This is a genomic window from Acinetobacter sp. 789_lipA (assembly GCF_058242845.1).
On the sequence record NZ_JBZAYS010000001.1, the window covers coordinates 1987540 to 1999867 of the forward strand.

The 12328-nt window shown below is 40.9% G+C and carries 14 protein-coding genes; 6 read left to right on the forward strand and 8 right to left on the reverse strand.

The window, feature by feature from the left end:
• Positions 1-3 precede the first annotated feature (3 nt).
• On the reverse strand, positions 4-558 hold the full coding sequence (locus AC4CUZ_RS09700; protein WP_004696150.1) for a cytochrome b: 555 nt from the start codon (positions 556-558) through the stop codon (positions 4-6).
• A 236-nt stretch (positions 559-794) separates the two neighbouring features.
• On the opposite strand from AC4CUZ_RS09700, the gene AC4CUZ_RS09705 reads away from it, so the two are divergent.
• The 3 genes from AC4CUZ_RS09705 (at position 795) to rnhB (ending at position 2313) form a co-directional block, all read left to right on the forward strand.
• Positions 795-1172, forward strand: a complete 378-nt coding sequence (locus AC4CUZ_RS09705; RefSeq protein WP_078389498.1) for a hypothetical protein — start codon at positions 795-797, stop codon at positions 1170-1172.
• 137 nt (positions 1173-1309) lie between these two features.
• Complete coding sequence (locus tag AC4CUZ_RS09710) at positions 1310-1672, forward strand: hypothetical protein (protein ID WP_078389499.1); 363 nt, start codon at positions 1310-1312, stop codon at positions 1670-1672.
• 62 nt (positions 1673-1734) lie between these two features.
• A complete protein-coding gene (rnhB, locus tag AC4CUZ_RS09715) occupies positions 1735-2313 on the forward strand; it encodes a ribonuclease HII (RefSeq protein ID WP_114837582.1) in 579 nt (192 codons plus the stop codon).
• 57 nt (positions 2314-2370) lie between these two features.
• Here the strand turns inward: rnhB and csrA are convergent, their stop codons facing one another.
• From csrA to alaS, 3 genes are all read right to left on the reverse strand, one after another.
• Positions 2371-2625 (reverse strand): carbon storage regulator CsrA, encoded by a 255-nt coding sequence (gene csrA / locus AC4CUZ_RS09720; RefSeq protein ID WP_004696158.1) that lies wholly within the window; start codon positions 2623-2625, stop codon positions 2371-2373.
• A 273-nt stretch (positions 2626-2898) separates the two neighbouring features.
• Complete coding sequence (locus AC4CUZ_RS09725; protein WP_005400573.1) at positions 2899-4179, reverse strand: aspartate kinase; 1281 nt, start codon at positions 4177-4179, stop codon at positions 2899-2901.
• A 66-nt stretch (positions 4180-4245) separates the two neighbouring features.
• Complete coding sequence (gene alaS, locus AC4CUZ_RS09730) at positions 4246-6939, reverse strand: alanine--tRNA ligase (protein WP_490747537.1); 2694 nt, start codon at positions 6937-6939, stop codon at positions 4246-4248.
• Positions 6940-7332: 393 nt separating this feature from the next.
• Between alaS and gap the strand changes: the two genes are divergently transcribed.
• Positions 7333-8367 (forward strand): type I glyceraldehyde-3-phosphate dehydrogenase, encoded by a 1035-nt coding sequence (gap, locus tag AC4CUZ_RS09735; RefSeq protein WP_004982334.1) that lies wholly within the window; start codon positions 7333-7335, stop codon positions 8365-8367.
• A gap of 101 nt (positions 8368-8468) precedes the next feature.
• On the opposite strand, the gene AC4CUZ_RS09740 is transcribed toward gap, so the two are convergent.
• Positions 8469-9559 (reverse strand): IS4-like element ISAba33 family transposase gene (locus tag AC4CUZ_RS09740; protein WP_115736667.1). Its coding sequence is split into 2 segments (ribosomal slippage): positions 8469-9019 and positions 9019-9559, totalling 1092 coding nucleotides; the frame shifts between segments, so codons are not numbered across the junction.
• A gap of 110 nt (positions 9560-9669) precedes the next feature.
• Between AC4CUZ_RS09740 and AC4CUZ_RS09745 the strand changes: the two genes are divergently transcribed.
• Entirely contained in the window at positions 9670-9975 is a 306-nt protein-coding gene (locus AC4CUZ_RS09745) for a hypothetical protein (RefSeq protein WP_004696167.1), read from the forward strand.
• A gap of 12 nt (positions 9976-9987) precedes the next feature.
• Here the strand turns inward: AC4CUZ_RS09745 and AC4CUZ_RS09750 are convergent, their stop codons facing one another.
• Positions 9988-10287 carry an AzlD family protein gene (locus AC4CUZ_RS09750; RefSeq protein ID WP_005400577.1) on the reverse strand — a complete coding sequence of 100 codons (300 nt, stop codon included), beginning with the start codon at positions 10285-10287 and terminating at the stop codon, positions 9988-9990.
• Positions 10284-11030 (reverse strand): AzlC family ABC transporter permease, encoded by a 747-nt coding sequence (locus AC4CUZ_RS09755; RefSeq protein ID WP_490747538.1) that lies wholly within the window; start codon positions 11028-11030, stop codon positions 10284-10286. Before AC4CUZ_RS09755 ends, AC4CUZ_RS09750 begins: the two co-directional genes overlap by 4 nt.
• 162 nt (positions 11031-11192) lie before the next feature.
• On the opposite strand from AC4CUZ_RS09755, the gene AC4CUZ_RS09760 reads away from it, so the two are divergent.
• The gene (locus AC4CUZ_RS09760) at positions 11193-11648 is read left to right on the forward strand and encodes an Lrp/AsnC family transcriptional regulator (RefSeq protein WP_078426373.1); all 456 of its coding nucleotides are present in this window, start codon (positions 11193-11195) and stop codon (positions 11646-11648) included.
• Between the two features lie 88 nt (positions 11649-11736).
• Here the strand turns inward: AC4CUZ_RS09760 and AC4CUZ_RS09765 are convergent, their stop codons facing one another.
• A complete protein-coding gene (locus tag AC4CUZ_RS09765; RefSeq protein WP_114836828.1) occupies positions 11737-12249 on the reverse strand; it encodes a hypothetical protein in 513 nt (170 codons plus the stop codon).
• Positions 12250-12328: the final 79 nt, after the last annotated feature.

The window sequence follows — 12328 nt, forward strand, 5'->3', positions numbered from 1 at the left end:
GTCTTACTTTGCTTGTTTGGTCATGCTATTTAACACATTATCTTTATCAATAAAGTGGTGTTTCAGTGCTGCTGCAATATGACCCACTAACAGCAATCCTGCAGCCCATGAAATCCAGATATGTAAAGGTTTCACGATCGCGAGTAATTCAGGGTTGTCTTGTACTAAACGGGGAATTTCAAAAAGGTACAATACAGGTGCAGGGTGCCCAGCACTCCAGCTAAATAAACAGCCAGTAATTGGCAAAGCCAACAAAATGAAATATAAAGCCAAATGACCGAGGTGTGCCATTTTTTGCATTAACGGCGACATACTGTCTGGAAGTTTGGGTGCAGGGTGGGTATAACGCCAAAAGATACGAATCACTACTAGAAAGATAATCGTGGTTGCAATGTTCTTATGTAAGGTAATGACATCCCCTTTAAAGCTACCATCAGCATCATAACTGAGGAAGTTTCCGCTATAAAACCCAATCAGCCAAGCAGCAATAAAGATAATTGCCATGAGCCAATGCAGGATTTGAGCAGTACGCGTGTAATGGGTATTTGCCGAGTTCATTAGATTCACATCCATTTTTATGCTGCGCTATTTTATAGAACTATAGATAGGTCAAAAATGTAGTAGATGCAACATAGCGTTGATATTCTGCAACGCTGTACAGACCAGTGGCGCATGTCTGATCTAAAACTGTGCAATAAGCGAAAGATATTAAAATGGCATGGAAATAGTGTTTCCGTAAATAGCAAAGATTCGGCAAAATACGCGCACTTTAACTGTTATAAATGGATAACTCCGTGAAAAAAATGATTGCAGTGCTTGCTCCTTTGGCTTTGATCCTTTCGGCTTGTACAACGACTGATATAGCAACGACCAATACGACGACCACCACACAACAACTGGGTACAGCAGCGCTTAAAATTGCCATTAATGCAAAATGTACGACTGAGTTGAATAATCTGCCAGCATGGAAAACAGCAACCAAATTTATGACGGCTGATCAAAAAACCGATATTCAAACCGAAATTTGTGGTTGTGTCAGTGAGAAAGCCCCACAAAATATTACCGCTGTCGATGTGGCAACAGCGGCCATTGACCCTGCGGCGCGTACAACCATTATTAGCAATGCTGTGACGAAAACCATCAATGCATGTGTGGCTGAAGTGGTGAATTAAGTTGTGATATATCAAAGAAGCGGGGGACATGCCTCGCTTCTTTGCGGTTTTTTGTACTTTTTGGCGTTTATCTTTTATATTGATGTGAATAATAACAATTGAAGCCTGATTTCTTTTACAACAAAGGGTGTATCTGTATGAAAAATGATAAGTTAATTCTCTGTTTGTTTGGCTCGCTTATGCTTTCCGCGTGTGTGTCGAATCCTTTATCTAGCTCAGATGATGATGGAATTTCGGCTATTAAAATGGCCTCACATGCAAAATGTATGGATGAAATCGAAACTAATCCGACATGGGTTGTGGGCAGTAAGCTGTTATCTGAAGACCAAAAACAGAAGAAAAAACGTGAAGTCTGCAACTGTGTGGGTGATAACTCGCCCAAAGTGTTGTCTAAAGAGCAGTTGGCTTTGGCGGCAATTGATCCCAAAGCAAAGGCAACCTATAGCGCTTTAGCAGCAACAAAAACAACAGCCACATGCGCCTCTGAAATGCTAAACTAAGCCAATAAATTGTTAAGTTTTTAAAATGGCTGTTGATCAGCCATTTTTTATGAGAGTAGAAAATGCAAATTGCAGGTGCAGATGAGGCAGGGCGCGGCCCTTTGGTGGGTTCAGTGGTCGCTGCTGCGGTAATATTAGACCCGAATAACCCGATACAAGGGTTAAATGATTCCAAAAAACTGACCGAAAAAAAACGTGAAAAACTTTTTGTCGAAATTAAGGAAAAAGCATTGGCATGGGCGATTGCTGAGGCGAGTGCTGCTGAAATTGATGAGATCAACATTTTACAAGCATCTTTGCTTGCGATGCGCCGCGCGGTTGAACAGCTTGCAATACAGCCTGAACATGTCTTGGTTGATGGTAATAAAATTCCACAAGGCTTGAGTATGAGCTGTGAGGCAATTGTGGGTGGGGATGCTTTACATGCTGAAATCTCAGCGGCGAGTATTTTGGCCAAAGTGACACGTGATCATCAAATGATTGAGATGGATCGAAAATATCCTCAGTTTGGATTTGCCAAACACAAAGGTTATCCAACCAAAGCGCACTTTGAAGCGATTGCTGAACATGGGGTTATCGACGAGCATCGTCGTAGTTTTGGGCCTGTAAAGAAAGTGATCGAGGTACTTGAGCAAAAATAGACTGGGTAAAAATTTAAAGCGGCCAATCGGGCCGCTTTATATCTGAATGTTTCAATCTTAACGATTGAAATTATTCTGCTGTGAACCTTCATCTTCAAATGCAGGCTGGTAATCCTGATCAAGATGTTGAAGATGTTCATGCATTGCACGTTCATGCTGAATGCGTTGATAAATCTCTTCACGATGTACAGATACTTCTTTGGGAGCATTGACACCAATACGAACTTGGTTGCCTTTGACACCAAGTACAGTAACACTTACTTGATCCCCAATCATTAATGTTTCACCGACGCGTCGGGTCAAAATCAGCATGTTTATCTCCTTGCAAAACGCTAAACCTGCAGTTGTACTAAAGTAAAATACATAATTTTTTGTATTTAAAAAAATTTAAACAAATGTTTAATACAACCGCATGACACTTGAATTTTTAGATATCTAGTGACATTAGGTATAACATTCATCTAAATTTAAGAAAGCCTCGGGCTTAATATAACAGAGCCACTATAGAAAAAACTATAGTGGCTCCTGATTTTTGTAGTCTTTTGCAAAAACTGTCAGACAATGACAAGTTTTTCGCAAGATTGCTTAAGCACGTGCGCTTGATTCACCGTGTTCACGGTCTAAACCGAAAGCAGTGTGTAGAGAACGTACAGCAAGTTCTAGGTAGTTTTCTTCAATAATCACAGAAATTTTGATTTCTGAAGTTGAGATCATCAAAATGTTGATGCCTTCATCAGCCAAGGCAGTGAACATTTTACTTGCAACACCTGCGTGTGAACGCATACCAACACCTACGATTGACACTTTAACAATGTCGTCACGTGTAGCAACTTCGCGCGCACCAATGGCTTGAGCAGTTTCTTGAAGAATTTTTGTTGCTTTTGCAAGTTCGCCGCGGTTTACCGTGAAGGTGAAGTCAGTTGTACCATCTTCTTCAACATTTTGGATAATCATATCCACTTCAATGTTGGCATTACCAATTGGCGATAAAATTTTAGATGCAATACCTGGTTCATCAGGAACACCTAGAATCGTAAGTTTAGCTTCGTCACGGTTAAATGCGATACCAGAGATAATTGGTTGTTCCATGTTGTCTTCCGCCTCAGTGGTGATTAGTGTTCCGACGTTCTTTTTAAATTCTTCGTCGAATGCGCCATCATCGTCATTATCAAAACTTGATAATACGCGTAAAGGCACTTGGTATTTTCCTGCAAATTCAACCGAGCGAATTTGTAGAACTTTTGAACCAAGTGATGCCATTTCCAGCATTTCTTCAAATGAAATACGGTCTACTTTTTTCGCTTTTGGTGCAACGCGTGGGTCAGTCGTATAAACGCCATCTACATCGGTATAGATTTGGCATTCATCTGCTTTTAATGCCGCAGCAAGTGCTACACCAGAAGTATCTGAACCGCCACGGCCGAGGGTGGTGGTGTTGCCATCGGCATCGAAGCCTTGGAAACCAGCAACCACGATCACACGACCGGCATCTAAATGCGCAGTCATGGTGTCAGTATCAATTGATTCGATACGTGCTTTAGTAAACGCATTGTCCGTTTTGATACCGACTTGGCGACCTGTAAGTGACTTAGCTTCAACGCCAATAGAATTGAGCGCCATTGCTAACATTGAAATCGTTACCTGTTCACCCGTAGAAACCATTTGGTCTAATTCTCGTGGGTCAGGGGTTTCGGTAATGGCTTTCGCTAAAGCAAGTAGACGATTGGTTTCGCCACTCATTGCTGATACAACCACTACAACCTTGTGGCCGTGGTCATGCCAACGCTTTACACGACGAGCAACATTTAAAATGCGCTCTGGAGTACCCATAGAGGTACCGCCATATTTTTGAACGATTAATGCCATAGTTGTTCCATATAAACCATGACCCTGAATGCATCATTCAGGGTCAGTTACACAAAAGGTGAAGTTTTATTTCGCTTCAAGCCAAGCAGTTAAATCTGCCATCACTGTTGCAAACTTCTCGTTTAGTGGCGCGCCACCTTGTGCTAAGTCAGGTTTGCCACCACCTTTACCACCGAGCTCAGTTGCTAGATGTTTGATGATGTCACCTGCTTTAATAGAAGCAGTAAAGTCTTTTGCTACAGATGCAATCAGGCTAACTTTGTCACCTTCAACACCAGCAAGTACGATGACTGCATTTTCTAATTTTGATTTCACACCGTCATGTAGGTTGCGAAGTGATTTCGCATCCATGTTTTGAACAGTCGTGATTAGCGTTTGACGACCCGCAAGCGTTTGAACTTGGCTAAGCAGTTCAGCAGCTTGGAAGCTGGCAAGTTTTTGATTGAGTTGCTCAATCTGCTTTTGCAAGCTTGATGCTGTGTCGACTAAGGCTTCAACTTTTTCTAAAGTTTGGTCTTTTTGAGCTTTTAGTAAACCATTGATGGTATTGATATCACGGTCAGCTTTTTGAGTAACTTCAATGGCTTTGGTACCCGTTACCGCTTCAATACGACGTACACCCGCAGCTACACCACCTTCAGAAGTGATTTTAAACAAGCCAATGTCGCCTGTGCGTTTAACGTGAATACCACCGCACAGCTCGATTGAGAAGTTTTTCTCTTCAATGATTGAACCCATTGAAAGTACACGAACTTCATCGCCATATTTTTCACCGAACAACATCATCGCACCTTTTGCTTTAGCAGATTCGATGTCAAGAAGTTCAGTACTTACTGCTGTATTTGCAATCACTTCAGCATTGACTAAGCGTTCAATTTCTTGAAGTTGTTCAAACGAAACAGGCTGATCGTTGGCAAAGTCAAAACGTAAGATGTCTGACGCAACCAATGAGCCTTTCTGTTGTACGTGCTCACCTAAGATTTGACGTAGTGCAGCATGCAAAAGGTGAGTTGCAGAGTGGTTGCGCGCAGTTGCAGCACGGATGTCTGCTTTAACTGTTGCTTCAACATTTTGAGCAAGCTTAATGCTACCTACAGTCACGATACCTTGGTGTACAAAAGCGCCGCCCGATTTCTTGGTGTCCTGGACTTCAAAAATACCTGTGTCGTTTTTGAAAATACCCGTGTCACCAATTTGACCGCCGCTTTCTGCATAGAACGGGGTTTGGTTCAGTACGATGAGGGCTTCGTCACCTTCAACCACTTCATCAACTTGTTCGCCATCTTTATAGATCGCGATAATTTGACCTTCGCCAACTGTTGCGTCATAGCCGTCAAACTGAGTTTCGCCTTCAACTTTAACAACAGAGTTGTAGTCAATGGCGAATTTACCTGCATCGCGTGCACGTTGACGTTGAGCTGCCATTTCAACTTCAAAGCCAGCTTCATCAATGGTTAAATCACGTTCACGAGCGATGTCAGCAGTCAGGTCAGTTGGGAAACCGTAAGTATCATACAGTTTAAACACCACTTCACCTGGAATTACAGAACCTTTCAGTTGAGCCAATTCACCTTCAAGCAATTTCAAACCTTGCTCTAAGGTTTTAGCAAATTGCTCTTCTTCTTTCAGTAATTGCGCTTCAATACGTGCCTTTTGTGCTTCAAGTTCTGGGTAAGCTTGACCTATCACTTCAATTAAAGGTTTCAACATTTTATGGAAGAATGAACCTGTTGCACCCAGCTTATTACCATGACGTACTGCACGACGGATAATACGGCGAAGTACATAACCACGGCCTTCATTTGATGGGTTTACACCATCAGCAATCAGGAATGAACATGAACGTGCGTGATCCGCAACCACTTTAAGTGATGCAGGGTACTGAACAGGTGTACCTTTTTCGCGAGCTTCTGCTTCAAGTGCAGCGGTATCTAAACCAATAATTTCAGCGGCCGCTTTGAGTAAGTGCTGGAACAGGTCAATTTCGTAGTTTGAGTTAACGTGTTGTAAAACTGCAGAAATACGCTCTAAGCCCATGCCTGTATCAACAGAAGGCGCCGGAAGAGGGTGTAATACGCCATCTGCAGTGCGGTTGAACTGCATGAAGACGTTGTTCCAGATTTCAATGAAACGGTCGCCATCTTCTTCAGGTGTGCCTGGTAAGCCACCCCAAATATGGTCGCCATGGTCAAAGAAGATTTCAGAACATGGACCACATGGACCTGTATCACCCATTGCCCAGAAATTATCTGATGCGTATTGGCCGCCTTTGTTGTCGCCAATACGGATAATACGGCTAGCATCTAAACCAATTTCTTTGTTCCAGATGTCAAATGCTTCGTCGTCAGTGTGGTAAACCGTTGCATAGAGTTTGTCTTTAGGCAGAGCTAACCAAGCTTCACCAGTGAGAAAATCCCATGCAAATTTGATTGCATCACGTTTGAAGTAGTCGCCAAATGAGAAGTTACCTAACATTTCAAAGAAGGTATGGTGACGTGCGGTATAACCGACATTGTCTAAGTCGTTGTGTTTACCACCTGCGCGGACACACTTTTGTGAAGACACTGCACGTACATAATCACGTTTTTCTAGGCCTAAGAAACAATCTTTAAATTGGTTCATACCCGCATTGGTAAACAACAAAGTAGGGTCGTTGGCGGGAACTAGAGAACTCGACGCGACACGTGTATGTCCTTGCGATTCAAAGTAGCTTAAAAAAGCTTCGCGGATTTCAGCTGATGTCATAAAACGAGTACTCACAACCAAGTCACTCCATAATTTTCGATTTGGCTAATAGTAGCTGAAGTTAGTCTTATTCTAAATACGGTGACTTCAGATACTGGCTTAAAAATTTTAAAACGCCAAATTATAACGGAAAAAGGATATTGCACCAATCACTTTAAGGCGAATTGATGACATTTCTATGTATTCGATAGTTCTAAGATTTTGCTTGTTATTGTTGGATATTTATATCATTTCATGGAAATGAGCTGATTGGTCCGAGGTGGTTAGGTAGATCAATTTATGACTTAAGGGTTCATATTCATCATCTTCACTGATGGATGATAGAAAAAGAAAGCTTAACCAAATCTGTATAAATCCATTAATATAGGCCTGATTTATCTTTCATCATTTTATAAATAAGGGCAAGTCATGCAACGAGTGGCGATAAATGGATTTGGTCGAATCGGACGTAATGTACTACGCGCTTGGTTTGAAAATCCAAAGAACTTTCAGTTTGAAATCGTCGCGGTAAATGATGTAGCAGATGTAGAAACCTTATTGCATTTATTTAAATATGACACCACGCATGGGCGCTTTCCGGGAAAAGTCGATTTAAGTTATGAAAATGAAAGAATTTATTTACATCTTTCTAAAGATCAAGCGCAGCTCAAAGTTGAAGTCTTGCGTCAGGCAAACCCGCAGGATTTACCTTGGTCAAGCCTCCATGTAGACGTGGTTCTAGAGTGCACAGGTTTATTTCGCTCGCGTGAAGCAGCAACAGGGCATATCAGTGCAGGTGCAAAGCGGGTCATTATTGGCGCGGCACCTTTTGACTCGGTTGATGCCGCCATTGTGTATGGGGTGAATCACCATGAGGTCAAAGTCAGTGACCAAATTATTTCCAGTGTGTCATGTACTACGCAGGCCTTAGTGCCTTTGGTTAAAATCATTGATGATGCTTTTGGAATTGATACTGCGCTCATGACCGAAATTCATGCAGTGACTGCCGATCAGTCTGTATTGGATCATGCGCATCGTGATTTAAGACGTGCTCGTGCTTCAGGTCAAAATATTATTCCCACCACATCGTCAGCGCTTGGTGCTTTAAAACAAGTCATGCCAAAAATGGCCGATCGTATCGATGGTTATTCGATTCGTGTGCCAACCATTAATGTGGCGGCAATTGATTTGACCTTTATTTCGCAAACACCAATTACCGACCATAAAATTAATGAAGTGCTGATTCAAGCGGCGAAGTCAGACTACCGTGAAATTATGGATGTGACGGATGAACCTTTGGTATCTTCGGATTTTAATCATTCACCCTATTCACTTATTGTTGATTTAACGCAAACCATGGTGGTGGGGCATCAAGCTAAAGTCTTTGCGTGGTATGACAATGAGTGGGGCTATGCAAACCGCTTATTAGATTTGTGTGAATCTTTTAGTGCGTCAACTACCTAAAGGTCTTTATTTTTAAGCATTTTTACTCTGAAAACAAGATGATAGGCATAGACCGAATACAGACTTGTGGTTATCATGAATCTCTCTGTACACGACAAATTTCATAGGATCCTTGTCCTATCAGGCTTTTTCTTTCTTAAAATTGCTAGCACTTTCTTAAATTCTTCTTTTTTTCCAAAACCAATCAAACGTAGAATAGCCATTTGAACATAGTCCAAACCGTAGCGAAATAAACTTACTGAAAGTCGTCCATGCTTCTTTATTTTTATCGCTTTTTTTCGATCATGTTGCCATTCACCTGTTAAATAGCACCAACAGAAACCGATAGCTAGCACTGCTATCAATTTCTTGACTCGTCCAGGGTCTGTTAAACGAGTATTTTCAAGATTGAATCCACGTCCTTTGAGACAACTAAATAAGGTTTCGATTTCCCAGCGTAATGCATAATCACGAATAGCAGAAGCATTAAACATAGGAGAAACAACAAGTAAAAGTTCTCCATCTTCTAATCGTAGCGCACTAATATACAGTTTTACTCGACCAACCCAAATACGTCGTTTACGACATTCAGTTTGACCAACTTGAAGATGACGAAATAAATCACTAATTTTATGATTCCTGGCTAAGTGATTGGTCACAATAAAGTTTTTTTAACACGTATACAGAAGTTAATGTCATTTTCAATTAACCATGTAAACCATTTCTCACCGATAAATTCTCTGTCTGCGAACACATTCACAATACGGTCTTTACCAAAAATAGAGATAAAGCGTTGAATCAAAGCAATACGCTCTTTTGTATCTGAATTTCCACGTTTATTGAGCAATGTCCAAACAATAGGTATCGCTATTCCACGATAGACGATGGCTAACATCAAGATATTGATATCTCGTTTTCCCCATTTCCAATTGGTTCTATCTAAAGTCAGTTGCACTTTGTCGAATGAAAATATATTGAAAATTAACTGAGAAATTTGACGATAATCAAAATACTGACCTGCAAAGAAGCGTTGTATACGTCGATAAAATGATTGTGGTAAGCACTTGATGGGTAAGGCTTTAGATGCAGAAGAAAGATTACATGTCTGTTTTACAATTAATGCAATCATAATCAGTGTAAAACATTTTACATGTGACTTGTTCCACTTTAGATATTTGTTTAAGATGAGATGTAACTCATTGAAATGTGTCATCATATTCGTCGTCAGAAAACAAGTATTATGCCATTATTTCAATGAGTTATCTTTTTTTGTCGTGTACAAAGCATGAATCTATAAATGAAAAATAATGTAGAGTGGTGCTTATGTTGATCTTAATTTGGGGATTTATTTTGCTGTTGGCGGTCGCTGTCGTATTTTTAATTTGGTTTCAATTTAAAAATCAGGCAGATAAAACCGATCCAAGCGTAGAGCAAAATCAACTGCAAGAAAAAGTACATCATCTTGAAGAAAATTTAAAAAAGACCTTGGAAATTATGCAAGATCTTGCAAAAAAGATGCATGTGCAACAGGAAGTGATCGAGCAGACCACGTCTAAGTTGCAAAAAGTTGAGCTACAAAATGCTGAATTGGTGAATATTCTCGCTAAAGCCGTACAGCCTGAGCGCTAAAAATTAAGTTTATTAGATGAGCACGGTACGCAATAATGCCGCGCTCAGCATACTAATTACAACGGTTGGTAGTAGTGAAAAGCGTGAAGCTGCAATCAAAGTGATGGCAATGGCGAGTAGATCTGCGACATTGTCTTTGACAAAATAAGGTGCAATCACTGAAATCAGCACGCAGCCTGGAACAACTTCCAAAATCTTTCGTTGTTTGTTGCTTAAAGTTTTATTTTTCAGCAAAACATAGCCCAATATACGCGTCAGATAAGTGGTAGCTGCGACCAATAAAATCGCGATAAGTGTAGTGCTGTGGATCATAGCTCATCTTCCTGAATAAATAAGAAAGCAGAAGCGATGCCACAGAGCGCACCAATTGGCACATACCAACCTGTCGGTAAATATAAATAAGCAATGACCGCACTAATTAGACTGATAAGCCAAGGGCGTGCTGTACTGAATCCTTTCCACATGCCACGTAGTAAAACCAGAAATACTGTAGCAAAGGCCATATCAAACCCATAACGGTGAACATCCCCTAGCAAAGGACCAAGAATGGCCCCTAAGCTGGTAAAACTGACCCACATCAAGTACAGGGCAAAACAGATACCTGCGTAGTAGGACATGCTAAAGGCCTGTTGCAACCCGAATTTTTTCTTCTTTTCTGCATCGGCAAGGGCTGCTGCCCAACTTTCATCACACATGAAAAACAGGGCAGGGAAAACCTGTCGATTAGGCAAATGGCGTAAATAGGGCACTAGACTTGCGCCCATGAGTAAGTGACGGCTATTGACTAGGAACGTAATGAAAATTAAAACGACAAAATTTGGTGGATTGGTCCATACTTCGAGCACAGCAAACTCGGAACCGCCCGCAAAATTCAGGCCAGTAAATAATGGAACTTCTAAATGGCTAAAGCCTTTTTGAGTGGCTTGTGTCCCTAAGACCAAAGCAAAAGGAATAATGCCCAGCAGCATGGGGATAGATGTTTTAATACCACGTTTAAACTCGACGTAATCGGTGGAGTCATTGAGTTCTTGAGTCGTATTTCTAAGGGAGAACATTTTAAATCGCCTATGCGTGCTAGGTTTTGGTGCAGTAGGTGAATAAGTTTATGTTTTTTATGAGATATTTTTTGCTTTATTTAGCTTAATATAGAGATTGTTTGGAATAATATGCTGTGATTGGTTAAGTCTGAGCAAAATTATGCTTTAAGGATGGAATTTATGGATCAAACAGATAAGCGGATATTGCAAGTACTACAAACCGACGGAAAACTTCAAAATAATGAGTTGGCTCAGCGCATTGGACTGTCTGCCTCACCGTGTTTAAGACGAGTAAGACAACTAGAAGAAGACGGGATTATTCGGGCTTATGTGGCTTTGGTAGATCCTGCTAAAGTGAATCTGCGATTGACCGTGTTTGCACGCATTTGGCTAAAGAGTCAGGATCCGCAAACGGTGAACCAATTTGTTGAATCGATTCGTGAAGTTCCTGAAGTGGTCGAGTGTCATTTAATGGCAGGGGATTGTGATTTCTTTTTACGTATTGTGGTTGCAGACTTAGACGCCTATCGACAGTTTCAAATCCATCGTCTAAATAAAATCCCCAATATACAAAGTATTAAAACAGAAATTCCATTGCAAAATATCAAACAAACCACAGAACTGCCGATTTGGTAGCTCAAAAGTTGATAGTGAAATCGCCTATGAATCTGGCAGCATGACTCAAAGTGATAAGACTTGTACTCTAGTCATGCTACTTAGGATGTTATGACTCTTCGTTTAAAAAGCCTTCTTTAATTTCTTTAGGCAGATCTGCGTGCCACCATGCATAAATACTGGCTTTAATTTCTTCATCTTCTTCAGGGTCATTTAGAGGTTCATCATCTTCACGAACCAGTTCATCACCTTCAAATTTGAACCAAAACTCCCAAGGATCATCATCACCGCAACCCCATGCTTGCGCATGGATGTCTGGAAGCAAGGCTTTCAGGAAGAATAAAATCGCTTCCATGAACTCATCACCTGATGAACCATGGACAAAGTGTGCGATGGAATAACCCGCGAGGGAGTATAGTGATTCAGGACCTAAGTCAAACTCGATATTATCGACGGTATTTAAAATATCTTCGGCCAGTTCAGCGCCATGTTCTGGATTGATGTCACAGACTAAAGCCGTAAATTGACTCGCATCGCCGCGATGTTCTTGAAATAATCGGTCTAACTTTGACATGATTTGAGCATCTGCATGCCTGTAATATAAGTTGCTATGCATTTCCATCGAATTTTCCCCAAGTAAAAAATATGTGATTAAAAGTGTTATCTGTATAACGCCGTTGTATTTATTGTTGCTGTTAAAT

What these genes read in the sequence shown, in the direction of transcription:
- AC4CUZ_RS09700 (WP_004696150.1), bottom strand. Translation starts at nt 558, where the DNA reads ATGAACTCGGCAAATACCCATTACACGCGTACTGCTCAAATCCTGCAT.
- AC4CUZ_RS09710 (WP_078389499.1), top strand. Translation starts at nt 1,310, where the DNA reads ATGAAAAATGATAAGTTAATTCTCTGTTTGTTTGGCTCGCTTATGCTT.
- rnhB (WP_114837582.1), top strand. Translation starts at nt 1,735, where the DNA reads ATGCAAATTGCAGGTGCAGATGAGGCAGGGCGCGGCCCTTTGGTGGGT.
- csrA (WP_004696158.1), bottom strand. Translation starts at nt 2,625, where the DNA reads ATGCTGATTTTGACCCGACGCGTCGGTGAAACATTAATGATTGGGGAT.
- AC4CUZ_RS09725 (WP_005400573.1), bottom strand. Translation starts at nt 4,179, where the DNA reads ATGGCATTAATCGTTCAAAAATATGGCGGTACCTCTATGGGTACTCCA.
- gap (WP_004982334.1), top strand. Translation starts at nt 7,333, where the DNA reads ATGCAACGAGTGGCGATAAATGGATTTGGTCGAATCGGACGTAATGTA.
- AC4CUZ_RS09745 (WP_004696167.1), top strand. Translation starts at nt 9,670, where the DNA reads ATGTTGATCTTAATTTGGGGATTTATTTTGCTGTTGGCGGTCGCTGTC.
- AC4CUZ_RS09750 (WP_005400577.1), bottom strand. Translation starts at nt 10,287, where the DNA reads ATGATCCACAGCACTACACTTATCGCGATTTTATTGGTCGCAGCTACC.
- AC4CUZ_RS09755 (WP_490747538.1), bottom strand. Translation starts at nt 11,030, where the DNA reads ATGTTCTCCCTTAGAAATACGACTCAAGAACTCAATGACTCCACCGAT.
- AC4CUZ_RS09760 (WP_078426373.1), top strand. Translation starts at nt 11,193, where the DNA reads ATGGATCAAACAGATAAGCGGATATTGCAAGTACTACAAACCGACGGA.
- AC4CUZ_RS09765 (WP_114836828.1), bottom strand. Translation starts at nt 12,249, where the DNA reads ATGGAAATGCATAGCAACTTATATTACAGGCATGCAGATGCTCAAATC.